The sequence below is a fragment of the Achromobacter colocynthidis genome (genome assembly GCF_057334535.1).
The window spans coordinates 150,163-168,682 of record NZ_JBHFIZ010000005.1; the positions used below are offsets into that span (position 1 = coordinate 150,163).

Here is an 18,520-nt window from a genome sequence, read left to right on the forward strand (position 1 = left end):
CGTTTGATGTTATGTGGCGGGCGCACCCCGGCGCGCGATCGATCAGTCGCGGTCGCGGTCCACCAGCCGATGGCGCGCCTGCCCCAGATGAAACTGCATGGCCACGCGCGCGCGCTCGCTGTCCTGTTCGCGGATGGCGTCCAGGATGGTGGCGTGTTCGTCCACCACACGCTGCGCGCGCTGGCGCGAACCGGTGCGCGTCAGGCTCAACGTGAGCCGCATGAAACCGTTGATGGATTCGTGGATGCTTTCCAGCACGCCCAGATAGAAGTCGTTGCCGCTGGCCTCGGCGATGCTGGCATGAAAAGCCAGGTCGGCTTCGGGCGACACCTGGCCGTGCGTCAGGCTGTCGGCAAACGCGGCATGCGCGTCGGCGATTTTCTTGAGTTGTTCGTCGGTGCGGCGCAGTGCCGCCAGCCGCGCGGCATCGCCCTCCAGGGCGACGCGCACCTCTTGCGCGCGCAAATACGCGCTGACGTTCTGCACATCGTTGAACGTCTTCAGGCGCGGCGCGGGCTGATGGCTCACAAACCTGCCCAGCCCCTGATGCGCGGTGATGAGCCCATCGGCGCGCAAGCGCAGCAGCGCTTCACGCACCACCGGCCGCGACACCCCGAAGCGCTCCGAGATCTCGTTCTCGGACGGCAGCTTGTCGCCCACGTTCAGGCCACCCGACACGATCTGTTCAAAGATCTGCCCGTAGACCTGGTCCGCCAGCCGCACCCGGTGTCCGCGTTCCAGCACATGGGAACCGGATACGTCGGCCTGTTCGGGCGCTTGCGGTTCGGATGATGTTGTTGTTTTGGATCGGGCCACGAAACCTCCTGAATGCGTAAGGCCTGCCCGCCTTTACGCGGACAGCGCCCATCGTACCGCCAACACGCGGAACGATGAGCGAAGCGCGGCCATGCCGTTCACGCTCAAGCCGCCACGGCTTCCTTGTCCCAGGCGGCCAGGGCACGCGCCACCGGGGCCACGCGCTCGCGCTCGGCGCTGGAAATGCCGGTCAGCAGCGGCAGCATGGGGCCCATGTCGGCCACGCCGGACAAGGTCACGGCGTCGTGCAGCACGCGGATGGGGCTGATGCCGTCGCGGCAGTCTTCCAGGCCCATGTAGTGTTGGCGCACGGCCTCGGCTTCGTCGTAGCGGCCTTCGCGCAGCAGATGCAGCAAGCGCATCGATCCGCGCGGCGCCACGCAGACGGAGCCCGACGTAAAGCTCTTCAAGCCGAAGTCGCGGTAGTGCACGATGGCCGGGCGTTCGCCGATGCCGCTAACGACCCAGCGCGAATCCACGGATTCCAGCAGCGACGACAGATACGCATCCTTTGCCGGCTCGTCGCGAACGACGGCGTACTTGAACGCCACGATGCGGCCTTCTTCAATAAGCCGGGCGGCGGTTTCGGGCGCCAGGTAGTCGGCGGACTTGATGTACATGACGGCCGGCTTGCCCAGCGCGTCGGTGAAGCGGCGCACGCCATCGGCCAGGCCCGCATCCGTATAGGGGAACGACATCGGCAGCAGCATCGCGGTGGGAAACGCACGCGATCGCAGGATGGCCGCCTGGTCCATCATCTTGCCGTAGTCGGGCCCCACCGAGGGCAGGATCCACGTGTCCGAACCGGCCAGGCCAGCCAGCATGTCCACGATGCGCGCGTATTCGCTGACACCCACGTTGTAGAAATTGGCGTTGCCGCCGTACATGACGTTGCGCACGCCGCCCGCTTCCAGATGGCCCAACAGCGCCTTGTTGGCGGCCTCGTTCAGGGAAAGATCGTCATGGCGGGCCAGGGGCGGCACGGCAATGACCGAACGCTGCAAGTCCTGCGCGGTGACCGGGGAAGTTTTCATGGACGGGGCTCCTGGCTGATCCAGTTGTCAGATAAGTAAGGTGAAAAAAGTATACTTGGTTGACAAGCATAATCTCAATACCTATATTTGTTTGACAAGTGAAACGGCATCACAAAGCGGGGTGCGTTGCGGCACCTTGCGGTTGAAAAGAAAGCGCGGCCACGCGCACACCCAAGGAGACAAGACCATGCACGCCCCCATCGCGCGACGCCGGCTGATCGCGGCCGCCACCTTGACGGCCATCGCCTTGGCGCTACCCGCCGCGCAAGCCCACGCCGACTACCCCGAACGCGACGTGAAGATCATCGTGCCCTTCCCCGCCGGCGGCACCGCCGACATTGCCGCGCGCGTCGTGGCCGCGGAACTGGGCAAGACCTGGAACAAGTCAGTGGTGGTGGACAACAAGGCGGGCGCGGGCGGCAACGTCGGCACGGCGGAAGCCGCGCGCGCCACCGCCGACGGCTACACCTTGCTGATGGGCACCGTCAGCACGCATGCCATCAACCAGTCCGTCTACAGCAAGCTGCCCTACGATCCGGTGAAGGATTTCATGCCGGTCACGCTGGTCATCCCCGTGCCGAACATTCTTGAGCTGAACCCCAAGTTCGCGGACAAGCACGGCATTCGTACCGTGGCTGACCTGATCAAGTACCTGAAGGCAAATCCGGATACCGTCAACATGGCTTCCACCGGCAACGGCACGTCCACGCATCTGTCGGGCGAACTGTTCCAGACCATGACGGGCACGCGCATGACGCATGTGCCGTACAAGGGCAGCAGCCCCGCGCTGACCGACGTGATGGGTGGCTCGGCCGACCTGATCTTCGACAACCTGCCCTCGTCCATGGGCTATATCAAGGGCGGCAAGCTGCGCCCGCTGGCCGTGACCACCACCGCGCGCTCGCCCGCCCTGCCCGACGTGCCGACCATGGCCGAAGCAGGGGTGAAAGGCTACGAGGCCTCGAGCTGGTTCGGCCTGCTGGCGCCGGCGGGCACGCCGCCCGCCATTGTCGAGAAGATTCAGCGCGACGTCGCGGCCGCCTTGCAACAGGAGCCGGTGCGCGCGCAGTTGCAGGCGCAAGGCGCCACGCCGTCGGGCAACACGCCCACGCAGTTCAAGCAATTCATGGCGCAAGAGACCGTCAAGTGGGCCGAGGTGGTGAAAACCTCGGGCGCGAAAGTCGACTGAACCTACGCAAATTCGGCCCGTGCGCAACGCGTGAGCGCCGGGCTTTTCATCACCACGCGAACCAGGAGACAACATGAATAAACTGTTCTGCGCGGCCGCCGCGGCGGGCGCTGTGCTACTTGCCGGGCCCACGGCCCAGGCCGCGGACTACCCGGAGAAGCCGGTCACCATGATTGTGCCGTTCGTGCCGGGCGGTTCGTCCGACATCACGGCGCGCTCGGTCACGCCGGTGCTGTCCCAGACGCTGGGCCAGACCTTTGTGGTTGAGAACAAACCCGGCGCCAACAGCGCCATCGGCGCGCAGGCACTGGCCCGCAGCACGCCCGATGGCTACACGATGATGGTCGGCTCCATCGGCACCTTCGCCATCAACGAAGCCCTCTACAAGAATCTGTCCTACAACCCCAGCAAGGACTTCGCTTACCTGACGCAGGCGGTGCGAAACCCTAATGTGCTGGTAGCGGCTACCAAGTTCCCTGCCAGCACCGTTGCCGAACTGGTGGCCTATGCGAAGAAAAATCCGGGCAGCGTGTCTTACGCCTCGTCCGGCACGGGATCGTCGGACCACCTGTCCGCCGTGCTGTTTCGCCAGCGCACGGACAGCACCGGCGTGGACGTGCCCTACAAGGGCGGCGGCGCGGCCATTGCCGACCTGATCGGCGGACAGGTCAACGTGTCGTTCCAGAACCTGGGCGCGGTGCAAAACCACATCAAGGCCGGCAAGCTCAAGGCTTTGGCCATCACGGGGGATACGCGCGCGGCCGACCTGCCCGACGTGCCGACGCTGGCTGAAGCCGGCATCAAGGACATGGTGGTGTATTCGTGGCAGGGCTTCGCGGTGCCCAAGGGCACGCCGCCGGCCGTCGTGGACAAGCTGTCCAAGGCCTTGCAGAACGCGCTGCGCGACCCGAAGACCAAGCAGACGCTGCAAGGCTTGGGCTTTGAAGTCGTGGCCAACACGCCGGAACAGTTCGCGGCGTTCCAGCAGGCCGAAGTGAAGCGGTGGAAGGACGTCATCCAGAAGGCCAACATCCAACTGGAGTAGGCGACGCCGGGCCGCCGGACCGCCGGACCGCCGGATCGCCGGACCGCCGGATCGTCATGGGGGGGTGTCTTCGGGCATCCCCTCAGCGGCTTTCAAGCTTGAATCAAGTAGCATGACCGTTTTCGCCATCCACTCGTACGACAACATGACCACCAAGCATCGCATCATCCAGGTCGGCTCGCTGGCCGGCTCTCCCTCCGCCAACAAGAACCTTGCCGACGGCTATGACGTCGTGGAATTGTGGAAGTTTCCCGACCGCAAGGCCGCGCTGGCCGAACACGGCAAGGGCATCACCGCCGTCGTCACGTCGGCCAATTTCGGCGCCGACGCCGAACTGATCAACGCGCTGCCCGACCTCAAGGCCATTTGCAGCTGGGGCGTGGGCTACGAGACCATCGACGTGGACGCCGCCAAGAAGCGTGGCGTGCAGGTCAGCAACACGCCCGACGTGCTGACGGATTGCGTGGCTGATCTGGCTTGGGGCCTGCTGATCGCGGGCGCGCGCCGCATGGGCCAGGGTGAACGCTTCGTGCGCGCCGGCCAATGGGGCCAGGTGCATGGCAGCATTCCGCTGGGCCAGCGTGTCAGCGGCAAGAAGCTGGGCATTGTGGGCCTGGGTCGCATCGGCGAAGCCATCGCCAAGCGCGGCGCGGGTTTCGACATGGACGTGCGCTATCACAACCGCAGAAAGCGCGACGACATCGCTTATGGCTACGAGGCATCGCTGGTAGACCTGGCCGCCTGGGCCGACTTCCTGGTCGTCGCGACGGTGGGCGGACCCAGCACGCGCCATCTGGTGAACCAGCCCGTGCTGGAAGCGCTGGGCCCCAAGGGCATCATCGTCAACATCGCGCGCGGCCCCGTCATTGACGAAGCCGCGCTGGTGGCGGCGCTGGAAGCCGGCAAGCTGGGCTGCGCCGCGCTGGACGTGTTCGAACACGAACCCAAGGTGCCGCAAGCGCTGATCGACAGCGACAACGCCGTGCTGCTGCCGCACATCGGCAGCGCCACGCTGGAGACGCGCCTGGACATGGAAAACCTGATGCTGGACAACCTGAAGTCCTATTTCGACACCGGGCGCGTGATCACGCCGGTGGAGTAAGCGTCAGGAGCTTTGCGCGCCTGGACCACATATCGCGCGCAAATGAAAAAGCCTCTCGGCGCCCATACCGAGAGGCTTTCGACTTTCCGGCCCCAAGAGGCCGGTAGTCTTCCTGCAAAGGAACTAGCGGGGTTTTACCGTCCCTGCCTTACTTCGCCGGCGTGGTGCCGGATTGGCCCATACTTGAAGCCGCGCCTGATTTCGCGCCCGCGTGTTTGGCGGAGGCTTTGTCAGACTTGTGATGCTTGTGCTGCGCGTGGGTCTTGGAATCACCCGCCTTGGCTTGCGCATCAGCGCCCGCCGCGAACGCAGAAGGCGCAGCAGCAAGACCGAGGCACAAGGCCGAAGTGGATAAGAACGCAGCGATACGGGAGTGTGTCGTCATTGCATGAACTCCTGGATAAACAAGGCCGAAGCCCGTTCGGCAGTGGGCGGCAACATCGCCGCTTATGCCGTACTCCGTTTGAAGAGCGAGCATGCGGAAGGTTCAATGCGGAACCAGAAAATTTCGGCTGCTAACGCCTGGAAATAACGCTGTCGATACGCTGTCAGGGCACTATCGGCGGGCTGTCGACGCATTGACGATGCGTTGTCGCTGCGTTGGCGCTGCATTGGCGCTGCGTTGTCGACGTCCTATCAACGCCCCCTCTACGATTCGAATACCAACAACGCGACGGTCGCAAACAGCAGCAGCGCGAAGCAGACTCTCAGTTTGCGTTCGGGCAGCTTATACGCCAAGCGCACGCCGACCGGCACGAACAGCAAACTGCCGATCGCCATCGGCAGGCCCACCATCCAGTTGGCCTGGCCGGCCCAGGCGTAGGTGATCAGCGCAATGGTCGAACCGGGAATCACCATGCACAGCGCCAAGGCCTGCGCCGTGGTCTGCGACATGCGGAACACCGTCGTGATGATGGGCACGGCCAGCACCGCACCGCCCACGCCGAAGAAGCCACCCAAGGTGCCGCACAACATGCCCAGCACGCTGGCGCGCCGTGGCGTGAGGATCGGGATCGGGCGCGACGGCGCGTGCTTAGTCGAAGGAGGTTCCGACCGCTGTTCCGGCGATTGCTCGGGCCGCTGGCGGCGGGCGGCAACGCGGACGGCGCGCCAGGTCTGCCAGACGTAGAACAACGCAACAAAGAACAGGAACACGGCGAAGCTCTGGCGCAGCACGCTGGAATCAATGCCCAGCGCCAAGCGCGCGCCCACCCAGGTGAACACCACCGCACCCGCGGCGCCTGCCGCGGCAACGCGCCTGTCGATACGCGCTTGCTGGTTGTACTTGCGCACCGCAACGGTAATGGCGGGCAGCACCATGATCAGCGCGGTGCCCTGCGCCAACTGCTGCGACATGCCCATCAACAACACCAACGCGGGAATGGCGATGAGCCCGCCGCCGATGCCCAGCGCACCGCCCATGAAACCGATCAGGCTACCCGCGGCCAGGCAGACGGCAATAATCAACAGACTCACTTCTTGCTTGCTCCAGCAATCCTTGTCTTCATGACCAGGTAATCAGCGCGTCAGCGCAGTTTGTCCAACGCGGCGTCCAGGCGGTCCACCGCCCAGATCTCCAGTCCGTCAATGGGTTGACGCGGAGCATTGGCCTTGGGGATGAGCGCAATCGAAAAACCCAGCTTGGCCGCTTCACGCAGGCGTTCCTGCCCGCGCGGCGCGGGACGGATTTCGCCGGCCAGACCGACTTCGCCAAAGGCGATCAGGCCGCGCGGCAGCGGCTTGTCGCGCAGCGATGACATGATGGCCAGCAGCACCGGCAAGTCCGCCGCGGGCTCGGTGATGCGCACGCCGCCCACCGCATTGACGAACACGTCCTGGTCAAACGTGGTGACCCCGGCGTGCCGGTGCAGCACGGCCAGCAGCATGGCCAAGCGGTTGCCTTCCAGCCCCACCGTCAGCCGGCGCGGGTTGGGCGCGTGCGAACTGTCGACCAGCGCCTGAATCTCGACCAGCAGCGGGCGCGTGCCTTCCTGCGTGGCCATCACGCACGAGCCCGCCACCTGTTGTTCGTGCTGCGACAGGAACAGCGCTGACGGGTTGGCCACGCCGCGCAGGCCACGGTCGGTCATGGCGAAGACGCCCAGTTCGTTGACCGCGCCAAAGCGGTTCTTGAACGCACGTACCAGCCGGAACGAGGAATGCGTATCGCCTTCGAAATACAGCACCGTGTCGACGATGTGTTCCAGCACGCGAGGGCCGGCCAACGCGCCGTCTTTCGTAACGTGGCCGATCATGACGATGGCGATGCCGGTCTGCTTGGCCAGGCGCGTGAGTTGCGCCGCGCATTCGCGCACCTGCGACACCGACCCCGGGGCGGCGCTCAATTCGCCGCTGTACACGGTCTGGATGGAGTCGATCACGGCCACGGTGGGCTTTTGTTCAGACACCGCCGCCTGGATGGCTTCCAGCCGGATCTCGGCCAGCAAATTGACGTTGCCGGTTTGCAGGTCCAGCCGGCGCGCGCGCAACGCCACCTGCTCGGCCGATTCCTCGCCGGTGACATACAGCACGTTGGTGCTTGCCGACAACGAAGCCAGCGCCTGCAGCAGCAGCGTGGACTTGCCGATACCCGGGTCACCGCCAATCAGCACGACCGCGCCGGCCACCAGGCCGCCGCCCAGCACGCGGTCGAATTCATCCAGCCCGGTGGGCTGGCGCGGCGTTTCGCGGGCTTCGATTTCAGACAGGCTGCGAACCGGGCTGGCCGAGGCCAGTGGCGCGTAGCGGTGCGCGGCGGCGGCGGGGGTGGATGACTCCACCGTCTCTTCCAGCGTGTTCCAGGCATTGCAGTGGGGGCATTTGCCCTGCCACTTGGGGGTGGTGCCGCCACAGTCGGCGCACACATATACGGTTCGGGATTTGGCCATGCGCGAAAGTGTACCGGCAACCTACTTTGCCTGGGGCCGAGGCCGACGTTTCAGGATGCGGAACGGCGAAATTTACCTGCCGGAAATGCCGCGAATCGCGCATAATCGACGGATACAGCGCCCGGCAAAGATCAACGCATAGGCTAATTGCCACCGGACGCCACCGTGAGGAGTAGCGCATGAGCATTACCTATCGCCCCCCTTTCGACGAAGACGATGCCCGGGATCTGCGCGCCCTGTACCGCAAGCTCGGGCCCGGCAGCAGCCCTGAACTGGACGCCGCGGTGCGCCGCAGTTGGCACCCTGGACATAGTTGGCACCCCGGCTGGGCAGCCGCCGCATGCGCCATGCTGGTTGCCGGCCTGTTCGCGTGGACCAATATGCGCGAAGCCGTCCCCCAAAACGAAACCGACACGCAGGCTGTAACCCAGGCTGCCGGCGGTCACACTGGGTCTTCTTCGGCGATGACCCTGGCCTCGGCCCCGCCCATGGCCCCAGCAATCACCGAAGCGATGACCCCGCCCATGGCCCAGCCCGCCCCGGCCGTGGAATCCGTCCCCGCCGTGGCCACCCAGGCAAGCGAGCCCGCTGCCGTGGAAGTGGCGGCGTTCAGCGAACAGGACATCGAGGCCCGCGTGGCCCACATCCGGCAACTGATGCAGGACGACCAGCAAGACGCCGCCGTGCTCGCGCTGCGCGAACTGCAACAGGGTGCCCCGGACCTGGCATTGCCGGATGATCTCCAGGAACTGGCTCAGCAAAATCCCGCCTGACGGTGCTTACCCAACCCCGCGCGGTGGCCGCTTGCATGGCAGCGCCCACCGCGTTGTTGTGCGCATGACGCACTGAAATTTGTGGTCAAAAAATGGGCGGCTTCTTGCTAACATAGCCGCCATGAGTCCGAGCTTCCACCACCGCAATCTTCCCCACCTGCTGCTATACGCGCGCGAAACCCTGATGGCGCATTTCCGTCCCGTGCTGCACGCGGCCGGGGTCACCGAACAACAATGGCGGGTATTGCGCACCCTGAGCGAAACGGGCGCGATGGAACCCAACCAGATCGCGCGCAGTTGCCAGATCCTCAGCCCCAGCCTGACCCGCATGCTGGCCGGCATGGAAGAACAAGGCCTGATCAAGCGCGTGCGCTCCAGCGCCGACCAGCGCCGCCAGGAAATATCCCTGACCCCGAAAAGCCACAAGCTGATCGATCGCATGCGCCCGCATGTGGACGCGAAATACCAGGAAATCGAGGCGAAGATCGGCAAGGAATTGCTGGACCGCCTGTACCACGACGTCGACACCATGGTGGCGCTGATCAAGCGCGATGCGCCGTCGTCGGCGGACGCCGCCGATTCCGGCGATTCCGCCTGAAGCGGGTTCAGTCAGGCACCGGGAAGATCGCGTTGATCTGGCCCGTGCCGGAACTGGTGAAGTAGTCGGTCACCACCTCCACCGGCTTGTCGTAGCCGTCCCACCCCAGCAAGCCCAGCAACATCGCCGTGTCGTGCATGCCGCCCTCGCCCACGCAAAGTTCGGCGTATTCGGGAAGCATGGCGCAGAAGGTTTTCCAGTCTCCCTGGCGCCAGAGTTCCACCACGCGCAAATCCACCTGGCGGAAAAATTCGCGGCTGATCTGGTGCATGGCGGCTTCGGGGCTGTTGTTGTCGTTGAAGCGATGCGACAAGGACCCGCTGGCCAGCACCGCCACGCGGCTGTCGCTGGCGTCGATGGCCTGGCGCAAGGCCGCGCCAAAGCGCCGGCTGTCTTCCAGCGCGTGCCAGGCGCACCACGCGGCCACCGACACCACCTTGAAGCGGCCGTCGCCGTTCATGTAGCGCATGGGCACCAGTGTGCCGTATTCAAGTTCCAGGCTATCGATTTCGTGGCTGCGCGTGCCCACGCCCGCCGCATTGGCGCATTCGGCGATGCGGCGGCCCAGCTCGGGATTGCCGCCATAGGCGTAGTCCATGTCCTTGATGAAATGCGGCAGTTCGTTGCTGGTGTAGCGCCCCTTGAAGGCGTGGTTGGCGTTCACGTGATAGCCGCCGTTCACCAGCCAATGCACGTCCAGCACCACGATCGTGTCCACGTCCAGGTCCCGGCAACGCTGGCCGATCACGCGGTGGCCCTCGATGGCGGCCTCGCGGCAGCCATGGTGCCTGCCGGGTAGCTCCGACAGATACATCGACGGCACATGCGTCACCTTGGCCGCCAGTGCAAGCTTACCCATGATGGTTGTCTCCTTTACGCATTCACACACCCCACTTGGGGATGTGGTGGCTGCCCATCGACACGCACACGTTCTTTATTTCGGCGAATACCTCGTAGCTGTATTCCCCGCCCTCGCGCCCCGTGCCGGATTCCTTGGTGCCGCCGAACGGCTGGCGCAGGTCGCGCACGTTCTGGCTGTTGATGAACACCATGCCCGCCTCAATGCCGCGCGCCAGGCGGTGCGCCCGGCCGATATCGCTGGTCCAGATGTAGGACGCCAGCCCGTACTTGACGTCGTTGGCCAGCGCCAGGCCTTCGGCTTCGTCCTTGAACGGGATCAGGCAGGCCACTGGCCCGAAGATTTCTTCCTGCGCGCAACGCATGCGGTTATCCACGTCGGCCAGCACCGTGGGCCGCACGAAATTGCCGCCCGCCAAGTGGGCCGGCAAGCCCGCCGGCTTGCCCGCGCCGCCCGCAAGGATACGCGCCCCTTCCTGTTCGGCAAGCTGGATGTAGCCGGTGACCTTTTCCCAATGCTGGCGCGTGATCATCGCGCCCACGTGGGTGGCCTCGTCGGTAGGGTCGCCCACCACCAGGCGTTGCGCGCGCTCGGCGAATTTGCGCACGAAATCATCGTAGATGCTTTGCTGGACAAAAATACGCGAACCCGCCGTGCAGCGTTCGCCGTTCAGCGAAAAAATCGTGAACAAGGCGGCGTCCAGCGCGCGCTCGACATCGGCGTCGTCAAAAATCAGCACGGGCGATTTGCCGCCCAGTTCCATCGAATATTTCTTGATGCCACCCGCGCTGGCCAGGATCTTCTTGCCGGTCACCGTGCCGCCCGTGAACGAGATGGCGCGCACGCCCGGGTGACGCACCAACGCGTCGCCCGCCTGGGCGCCGTAGCCCTGCACCACGTTCAGAACGCCCGCGGGGATGCCGGCTTCAAGGGCCAGGCGGCCCAACTGGTCGGCCGTCAGCGGTGACAGTTCCGACATTTTCAACACGGCGGTGTTGCCCAAGGCCAGGCACGGCGCCGTTTTCCAGGTGGCCGTCATGAACGGCACGTTCCAGGGCGACACCAAGGCGCATACGCCCACCGGCTGGTACAGCGTGTAGTTCAGCATCTGATCGTCCACGGGATAGGTGTGGCCGTTCATGCGGGTGCAGACTTCGGCAAAGAAATTGAAGTTCTCGGACGCGCGCGGGATCAGTTGCTTGCGGGTTTGCGAAATGGGCAGGCCGGTGTCCCGCGTTTCAAGTTCGGCCAATTGAGGGACGTTGGCGTCGATCAGTTCGCCCAGGCGGCGCATGAGGCGGGCGCGCTCCTTGGCGGGCGTGTTGGCCCATTTGGGAAAAGCCTCGGCGGCGGCGGACACGGCGGCGTCGATCTCTGTTTGGCCGCCCGCGGCAACCTCGTCGATGGCTTCACCCGTGGCGGGGTTATAGGTGACGAATCGGTCGTCGCTATCGACCTCTTTGCCGTTGATCCAATGCTTGATGCTCACGTGCGGCTCCTCGTTTTGATCGTGGTCCACGGCGTTGTCGGTCGCCACCACTTTTAATTAACACGTTAACTTTATGCCGGCAAGATGGCGCTGTCAACGACGCTGTGTTTGCCTGACGCGGCCCTATGCATTCGTTGCCGCCGATCGTCTTTCCCGCTATTCTAATTAACATGCTAACAATTTTGGCGGATGACTCCATGCCCCATATCTGGATTGAGTATTCGGGCAATCTGGCCCTGGATACGCACGCGCTGATGCGCACGGTGCAGGACGCCGCCGTCGGCGACGGCAGCCTGTTCCCCTTGGCCGGGGCGCGCACCCGGGCCCTGCGCGTGGACGACTGCCTGATCGTTGACGGCCACCCCGACAACGCCTTTGTCCACGTCGTGCTGCGCATTGGCCATGGTCGCAGCGATGCGCAAAAAGCCGCCTTGGGTGAACGCGTTTTCAAGGCGCTGAGCGCCGCGCTGGCGCCGCACATGGCCATGCGGCCGCTGGGCATTTCGATGCAGATCGAAGAAGCGGACGCGGTGCTGAACTACAAGCAGAACAACTACCGCGACTACCTGGCCGCGCGCGCCGCGCAGGCCGACGCCGCCCTGGCCGGACCGCCGCGCACCGTGGTCGGCGCCGCACTCAATACGCGCCAGTCGCTGGACGCACTGGGCGACAGCGTCAACGCGCCGCCCTACAAGGCGGCGCCCCGCGCGCCCGTGCTCTACGTCAAACCGGCCAACACCTATGCGCGCGACGGCGACACCATCGCCCTGCCCCCCGACGTGGATGAAATCGAGGTCGGCGCGTGCCTGGGCGTGGTGTTCTCGCGCCGCGCCACGCGCGTGAGCGAAGCGAACGCGCTGGACCATGTGGCGGGCTATCGCGTTGTGGCGGACTTGTCGGTGCCACACGCCAGCTTCTTCCGCCCCGCGCTCAAACAGAAATGCCGCGACGGCTTTTGCCCGATGGGCGACACGCTGACGCCGGTCTCGGCCGTGGCGGACCCCGATGCGCTGGACATCGAAGTGAGCGTGGACGGCGTGGTGGTGCAACGCGCCACCACGGCTGATCTGGTGCGCCCCGTGGCGCGGCTGATTGCCGACGTGACGCAGTTCATGAGCTTCGAGGCCGGCGACATGCTGCTGGTGGGCGCGCCCCACGACGCACCGCGTGCGCGCGCCGGGCAACGCTACGACATCCGCATCGTGCAGGTGGGCACGCTGGGCAACATGCTGGCCGCCGCCGCAACCTGAGGAACCTGCCATGAAACACGCCGCCATGAAACACGCACGCATCGCCTATCAAGGCGCCATCCACCGCGTCACCGAGGCGGACAGCGCCCCCGGTCACGTCCTGCTGCCGGATGGGCGCGTTCTGGCCGAAGACGCCGTTACCTGGTTGCCGCCCATTGAGCCCCGCACGACGTTCACACTGGCCATCAACTACGCGGACCACGCCAAGGAACTGGCGTTCAAAGCCCCCGACGAACCGCTGGGCTTTCTAAAAGCCGCCAACACCTTCGTCGGCCATCGCGCGCGCACGCTGCGCCCGGCCGACGTCGCGTTCATGCACTACGAATGCGAATTGGCGGTGGTCATCGGCAAGACGGCGCAGCGCGTCAAGCGCGCCAACGCCTATGACTACGTGGCGGGCTACACCGTCGCCAACGACTACGCGCTGCGCGACTACCTGGAAAACTGGTATAGGCCAAACCTGCGCGTGAAAAGCCGCGACACCTGCACGCCGCTGGGGCCTTGGCTGGTGGATCGCGACGACGTGCCCGACCCCATGAACCTGAACCTGCGCACCACCGTCAACGGCGTTGAAACGCAGCGCGGCAACACGCGCGACATGGTGTTCGACGTGCCCGCGCTGATCGAATATTTCAGCAGCTTCATGACCTTGTCGCCCGGAGACCTGATCCTGACCGGCACGCCGGACGGCATCGTCAACGTGATGCCCGGCGACGAGGTCGTGACTGAAATCGAAGGAATCGGAAGACTGGTCAATACCTTGGCCGCCTTCCCGTCATAACACCCACTTCCGGACTCTCCATGCTAGACACCCAAACCGTACGCGCCATTGCCGCGCGCCTGCACGAGGCCGAGCGCACGCGCACGCAAATCCGCCAGATATCGCTGGACCACCCCGACATCGACATAGCCGATGCCTACGCCATCCAGCGCGCCTGGATGGACATCAAGCTGGCGGCGGGCCGCGTCAAGCGCGGCCACAAGATCGGCCTGACCTCGCGCGCCATGCAGCAGTCATCGCAGATCGACGAGCCTGATTTCGGCATGCTGCTGGACGACATGTTCTTTGAAGACGGCGGCGCCATTCCGGCCGGCCGCTTCATCCTGCCGCGCCTGGAAGTGGAGCTGGCCTTCGTGCTGGGCAAGCGGCTGCAAGGCCCGAACGTGACGCTGTTCCAGGTGTATGACGCCGTTGAATACGTGATCCCCGCGCTGGAGATCATCGATGCGCGCTCGCACGGCATCGACCCCGACACCCAGCGGCCGCGCAAGGTGTTCGATACCATTGCCGACAACGCCGCGAACGCCGGCGTGGTGATGGGCGGACGGCCGGTGAAGATGGGCGATATCGACCTGCGCTGGGCCGGCGCGATCCTGTCGCGCAATGCCGTCATCGAAGAAACCGGCGTGGCCGCGGGCGTCTTGAATCACCCGGCCAATGGCGTAGTATGGCTGGCTAACAAGCTGGCCGCCCACGACGTGGCGCTTGAGGCGGGCGAGATCATTCTGTCGGGCTCGTTTACCCGCCCCGTGGCCGCCCGGCCGGGCGACACCTTCCACGTCGATTACGGCGTGCTGGGTTCCGTCAACTGTCATTTCAACTAACACGGCACGCCGTCCATGGACATCCTGACCAATACCTTCAAAGAAGCCCTGCGCAACCGCGAGCCCCAGATCGGCCTGTGGGCCGGACTGGCCAGCGCTTATACCTCTGAAATCATTGCGGGCGCCGGCTTCGACTGGCTGCTGATCGACGGCGAACATGCGCCGAACACCTTGCAGACCACGCTGTCGCAACTGCAATCGGTGGCGGCGTATCCGGTGGCCCCCGTGGTGCGGCCGGCCTGGAATGACCCGGTGCAGATCAAGCAGATTCTGGACACCGGCGCGCAGACCTTGCTGGTGCCCATGATCCAGTCGGCCGAGGAAGCCGCCGCCGCCGTGGCCGCGGTGCGCTATCCGCCCGCCGGCATCCGGGGCGTGGGTAGCGCGCTGGCGCGGTCGTCACGTTGGAACCGCATCCCCAACTACCTGGAACGCGCCAACGACCAGATGTGCGTGCTGGTGCAGATTGAGACCCCGGCCGGCATAGATGCGCTGGACGACATCCTGGCCGTGGACGGCGTGGATGGCGCCTTTATCGGCCCGGCTGATTTGTCGGCGGGCATGGGGTATCTGGCGCAACCGGACCACCCCGAAGTGCTGGCCACCATCGACCAGGCCATTGCGCGCATCGTGCGCTCCGGCAAGGCCGCCGGCATCTTGCACAGCGGCGTGGCGCAGGCCAAGCATTACCTGTCGCTGGGTGCAACCTTCGTGGCGGTCGGCGTGGACGCCGTGCTGCTGGCGCGCGCGGCGGAAAAGCTGGCGGGCGAATTCAAGGACGTGAAGAGCGTGGTGGCGGGCAAGGGGCCGTACTAAGGCAAAAAGCCAAGGCAAAAAAAATGGCGCACCGTCAAAACGTGCGCCATTTTGTTTTCACTTCAGTGCAATCAGGAGCGTCCGGCAAGGCTGCCGCCGCCGTCCACACCCAGCACCTGCCCGGTAATGAATCCGGCATCATCCGACAACAAGAAAGCAATGGCAGCCGCCACTTCGGCCGGCGTGCCCAGGCGCTTCATGGGCACCGAGGCCAGCGCGCGCTTTTCACCTTCGCTGCCCGCCGGGCGGGTGGCGCGGAACATTTCCGTTTCGATCGGGCCAGGGGCCACCGCATTGGCGGTGACGCCGTATTCCGCCAGCTCAAGCGCCCAGGTGCGGGTGCAGCCCACCAGCGCATTCTTGGCGGCCGAATAGGCCGTGCGGTCCAGGCCGCCGTAGATGGCGCGGCTGACCACGTTCACGATGCGGCCGGCGCGGCGCACCTTCATCGATTCGATAAAGGCCTGCGTTACCTGCACCGCCACGCGCACGTTCAGGTCCAGCACGTTGTACAGCGTGGCCAGGTCGATTTCACCCAGCGGCTGGGGCGACGCGATGCCCACATTGTTGACGACCGCGTCCACGGGAAACTTGTCGCGGATTTCTCGCAAGACCTCTTCGGTGCGGCCGGCATCCGCCAGGTCACAGGGGTAGAGGTAGCCGGGAAAATCCACGTCGTTGGTATTGCGCGCAATGCCAACCACATGACAGCCCATGTCGGACAGCCGCTGCGTGAGCGCCCAGCCTATGCCCTTGGTGGCGCCCGTTATGAGCACGCATTTGTCCTTCATGGATTGAAACCTCGTAGTCAGATTGCTCGGTCAAAAACGGGCGCGTGGGCGCCCGGTGTTCCAAGTAGACACCATCCTGAGATGGCTGTCTTGTAAATTGCGTAGCAATTCTTGCGCACCGGACACCGGCCGAAAAAGAGCGGCGGGCGGCGCGCGCAATGCGAAAAACGCCCCTCAGGCGTCGCGGCTGACCGGCACGCGCGGCGCCAGGGCGCACAGCAATTCGTAGCCGATGGTGCCCGCGGCCTGGGCCACTTCGTCCACCGAGGGGCCGTCTTCGCCCCACAGCACCACGGGCGCGCCGACACCGGCGGCGGGAATCGGGTCCAGGTCGACGATCAGCATGTCCATCGACACGCGGCCAACCAATTGGGTGCGAATGCCGGCCACGACGACGGGCGTGCCGGTGGTGGCGTGGCGCGGGTAGCCGTCGGCGTAGCCGCAGGCCACGATGCCCACGCGCATGGCGCGTTCAGCGCGGAAGATGGCGCCGTAGCCCACCGAATCGCCCGCCTTGAGTTCTTGCACGGCGATGATCTCGGAACTGAGCGTCATGGCGGGGCGCAGGCCGAAGGACGCGGCCTCGGCATCAGCGAAGGGCGAGGCGCCATACAGGCAGATGCCCGGGCGCACCCAATGCGTCTGCGTGGGCGAGCCCACCGCGATGTCGGCAAAACGCAGCGTGGCCGCGGAGTTGCAGACGCTGATGGCGCCCGGCATCTTATGCGTCACCGAATTAAACAGCGCCAATTGCTCGGTCACGCCCTGGGGGCCGTCCGCGCAGGCGAAGTGCGTCATCTTGCCCACCGACCCCAGCGTGCCCTGCTGCTGCAACAGCATGGCGCGTTCATGCGCGGCGGGGTAAGAGGCGGGGCTGAAGCCCAGCCGGTTCATGCCGCTGTTGAGCTTGAGCATGACGTCCACGCGCCGGGTGAAGCGGGCGCGCGCCAGCATGTCGAGTTGTTCCCGGTTATGCACCGTGGTGCTCAGGTGGTAGCGGTCGATCAGATCCAGGTCGGCGGGTTTGAAAAACCCTTCCAACAGCAGGATCGGCCCGCCCCAGCCCGCCTCGCGGCAGCGCACGGCTTCGTCCAGGTCCAGCATGGCCAAGCCCTGTGCCTTGGAAAACCCCGTCACGGCCTGCTCGATGCCGTGGCCGTAGGCGTTGGCCTTGATGACCGCCCATATCGAAGGCGGCAGCCCCGAGGCGGCCTGTGCCGTCTGTTCAAGGTGGCGGTGCACGGTGGCAAGATTGTGCGCAAGCGCGGAAACGGAGACAGTGGCGGATATGGGGCGCGGCATGGTGTGAGATCCTGTGGCGCTTAAGTCTAACTGATCGCCGCCGGCATCGGCACGGCATCTCGCCCCGAAAGGCGACTACTCTAAAATGGTGCGAACCCGCTCCGGGGCCGCCCTCTGCACCACGACCCATGTCCATCGATCACTACGAGAACTTTCCCGTCGCCTCGCTGCTGCTGCCGCGCAGGCTGCGCGGCGCCGTGACCGATATCTACCGCTTCGCCCGCGCCGCGGACGATATCGCCGACGAAGGCAGCGCCACCGACGAAGAACGCCTGGCGCAATTGGCAGCCTATCGCACCGAACTGCATCGCATCGGCGCCGAACCGGGCAACACGCCCCCACCGGGCCTGCCGCCGCTGGCCGACATCTTCACGCCGCTGGCGCGCACCATCGCCCGGCATCAACTACCCATTACCCCGTTTTACGACCTGTTGTCCGCTTTCGAGCAGGACATCACCGTCAAGCGCTACGAAGACTACGCCACGCTTGCCGACTACTGCACCCGTTCGGCCAACCCGGTCGGCCGCCTGATGCTGCACCTGTTCGACGCCGCCAGCCCGCAAGACGTGGCCGAAAGCGATGCCATCTGCACCGGTTTGCAACTGGTGAATTTCTGGCAGGATGTGCGGGTCGACTGGCACAAGCAGCGCGTCTACCTGCCCCAGGAAGACCTGCGCCGCCACGGCGTCACCGAAGACGACCTTGCCGCCTGCCGCCTGACGCCGCAGTGGCGCGAACTGATGGCGTTCCAGGTTGAACGCACGCGGGCACTGCTACACTTCGGCGCTCCGCTGGCACGCCGCCTGCCCGGCCGCATCGGCCTGGAGCTGCGCCTGGTGGTGCAAGGCGGGCTGCGCGTGCTGGAGCGTATCGAGGCAAGCAGCTACGATGTATTCATGAACCGCCCCGAATTGGGCGCCAAAGACTGGGCCATCATGCTGTGGCGCTCTATCAAGTAACAGG

Annotated in this window: 19 protein-coding genes; 10 read left to right on the forward strand and 9 right to left on the reverse strand. The window is 65.2% G+C overall.

Annotated elements, in window-relative coordinates:
* Positions 1–42: 42 nt before the first annotated feature.
* Positions 43–816: a FadR/GntR family transcriptional regulator gene (locus ACE04A_RS02435; RefSeq protein ID WP_485819827.1), complete on the reverse strand. Its 774-nt coding sequence runs from the start codon at positions 814–816 to the stop codon at positions 43–45.
* Positions 817–920: 104 nt separating this feature from the next.
* Positions 921–1,850 carry a dihydrodipicolinate synthase family protein gene (locus ACE04A_RS02440; RefSeq protein WP_100856378.1) on the reverse strand — a complete coding sequence of 310 codons (930 nt, stop codon included), beginning with the start codon at positions 1,848–1,850 and terminating at the stop codon, positions 921–923.
* Between the two features lie 187 nt (positions 1,851–2,037).
* Between ACE04A_RS02440 and ACE04A_RS02445 the strand changes: the two genes are divergently transcribed.
* The 3 genes from ACE04A_RS02445 to ACE04A_RS02455 all read left to right on the forward strand — a co-directional run bounded on the left by ACE04A_RS02445 (position 2,038) and on the right by ACE04A_RS02455 (position 5,186).
* A complete protein-coding gene (locus ACE04A_RS02445) occupies positions 2,038–3,039 on the forward strand; it encodes a Bug family tripartite tricarboxylate transporter substrate binding protein (RefSeq protein ID WP_259246233.1) in 1,002 nt (333 codons plus the stop codon).
* A gap of 73 nt (positions 3,040–3,112) precedes the next feature.
* A complete protein-coding gene (locus tag ACE04A_RS02450) occupies positions 3,113–4,084 on the forward strand; it encodes a Bug family tripartite tricarboxylate transporter substrate binding protein (RefSeq protein ID WP_259246232.1) in 972 nt (323 codons plus the stop codon).
* 145 nt (positions 4,085–4,229) lie between these two features.
* Complete coding sequence (locus ACE04A_RS02455; protein ID WP_447992302.1) at positions 4,230–5,186, forward strand: 2-hydroxyacid dehydrogenase; 957 nt, start codon at positions 4,230–4,232, stop codon at positions 5,184–5,186.
* A gap of 148 nt (positions 5,187–5,334) precedes the next feature.
* Here ACE04A_RS02455 and ACE04A_RS02460 read toward each other — a convergent pair whose 3' ends face one another.
* The 3 genes from ACE04A_RS02460 to radA form a co-directional block, all read right to left on the reverse strand.
* Positions 5,335–5,571, reverse strand: a complete 237-nt coding sequence (locus ACE04A_RS02460; protein ID WP_259246230.1) for a hypothetical protein — start codon at positions 5,569–5,571, stop codon at positions 5,335–5,337.
* Between the two features lie 263 nt (positions 5,572–5,834).
* Positions 5,835–6,662: a sulfite exporter TauE/SafE family protein gene (locus ACE04A_RS02465; protein ID WP_448715950.1), complete on the reverse strand. Its 828-nt coding sequence runs from the start codon at positions 6,660–6,662 to the stop codon at positions 5,835–5,837.
* A 50-nt stretch (positions 6,663–6,712) separates the two neighbouring features.
* Positions 6,713–8,074, reverse strand: coding sequence for a DNA repair protein RadA (gene radA / locus ACE04A_RS02470; RefSeq protein WP_259246228.1), 1,362 nt, complete (start codon positions 8,072–8,074; stop codon positions 6,713–6,715).
* Between the two features lie 179 nt (positions 8,075–8,253).
* On the opposite strand from radA, the gene ACE04A_RS02475 reads away from it, so the two are divergent.
* Together ACE04A_RS02475 and hpaR are read left to right on the forward strand one after the other, a co-directional pair.
* Entirely contained in the window at positions 8,254–8,847 is a 594-nt protein-coding gene (locus ACE04A_RS02475; protein ID WP_448715949.1) for a hypothetical protein, read from the forward strand.
* Between the two features lie 121 nt (positions 8,848–8,968).
* A complete protein-coding gene (hpaR, locus tag ACE04A_RS02480) occupies positions 8,969–9,445 on the forward strand; it encodes a homoprotocatechuate degradation operon regulator HpaR (RefSeq protein WP_259246226.1) in 477 nt (158 codons plus the stop codon).
* A gap of 7 nt (positions 9,446–9,452) precedes the next feature.
* Here the strand turns inward: hpaR and hpaD are convergent, their stop codons facing one another.
* Both hpaD and hpaE read right to left on the reverse strand, forming a co-directional pair.
* Complete coding sequence (hpaD, locus tag ACE04A_RS02485; RefSeq protein WP_447990053.1) at positions 9,453–10,304, reverse strand: 3,4-dihydroxyphenylacetate 2,3-dioxygenase; 852 nt, start codon at positions 10,302–10,304, stop codon at positions 9,453–9,455.
* 22 nt (positions 10,305–10,326) lie between these two features.
* A complete protein-coding gene (gene hpaE, locus ACE04A_RS02490) occupies positions 10,327–11,793 on the reverse strand; it encodes a 5-carboxymethyl-2-hydroxymuconate semialdehyde dehydrogenase (protein ID WP_279996368.1) in 1,467 nt (488 codons plus the stop codon).
* 197 nt (positions 11,794–11,990) lie between these two features.
* On the opposite strand from hpaE, the gene ACE04A_RS02495 reads away from it, so the two are divergent.
* Genes ACE04A_RS02495 through hpaI form a run of 4 tightly spaced genes read left to right on the forward strand, consistent with a single transcriptional unit; the run spans position 11,991 to position 15,464 of the window.
* Positions 11,991–13,043 carry a fumarylacetoacetate hydrolase family protein gene (locus ACE04A_RS02495; protein WP_485819828.1) on the forward strand — a complete coding sequence of 351 codons (1,053 nt, stop codon included), beginning with the start codon at positions 11,991–11,993 and terminating at the stop codon, positions 13,041–13,043.
* 25 nt (positions 13,044–13,068) lie between these two features.
* Positions 13,069–13,824 (forward strand): fumarylacetoacetate hydrolase family protein, encoded by a 756-nt coding sequence (locus ACE04A_RS02500; protein WP_448716120.1) that lies wholly within the window; start codon positions 13,069–13,071, stop codon positions 13,822–13,824.
* Between the two features lie 20 nt (positions 13,825–13,844).
* Positions 13,845–14,648, forward strand: a complete 804-nt coding sequence (gene hpaH, locus ACE04A_RS02505) for a 2-oxo-hept-4-ene-1,7-dioate hydratase (protein ID WP_259246222.1) — start codon at positions 13,845–13,847, stop codon at positions 14,646–14,648.
* A 15-nt stretch (positions 14,649–14,663) separates the two neighbouring features.
* The gene (gene hpaI / locus ACE04A_RS02510; RefSeq protein WP_259246221.1) at positions 14,664–15,464 is read left to right on the forward strand and encodes a 4-hydroxy-2-oxoheptanedioate aldolase; all 801 of its coding nucleotides are present in this window, start codon (positions 14,664–14,666) and stop codon (positions 15,462–15,464) included.
* Positions 15,465–15,535: 71 nt separating this feature from the next.
* Here hpaI and ACE04A_RS02515 read toward each other — a convergent pair whose 3' ends face one another.
* Together ACE04A_RS02515 and alr are read right to left on the reverse strand one after the other, a co-directional pair.
* Complete coding sequence (locus ACE04A_RS02515; protein WP_259246220.1) at positions 15,536–16,255, reverse strand: SDR family oxidoreductase; 720 nt, start codon at positions 16,253–16,255, stop codon at positions 15,536–15,538.
* A 174-nt stretch (positions 16,256–16,429) separates the two neighbouring features.
* A complete protein-coding gene (gene alr / locus ACE04A_RS02520; RefSeq protein ID WP_100856392.1) occupies positions 16,430–17,557 on the reverse strand; it encodes an alanine racemase in 1,128 nt (375 codons plus the stop codon).
* Between the two features lie 128 nt (positions 17,558–17,685).
* Here alr and hpnC point away from each other — a divergent pair, with 128 nt between their 5' ends.
* Positions 17,686–18,516 (forward strand): squalene synthase HpnC, encoded by an 831-nt coding sequence (gene hpnC, locus ACE04A_RS02525; RefSeq protein ID WP_279996370.1) that lies wholly within the window; start codon positions 17,686–17,688, stop codon positions 18,514–18,516.
* Positions 18,517–18,520: the final 4 nt, after the last annotated feature.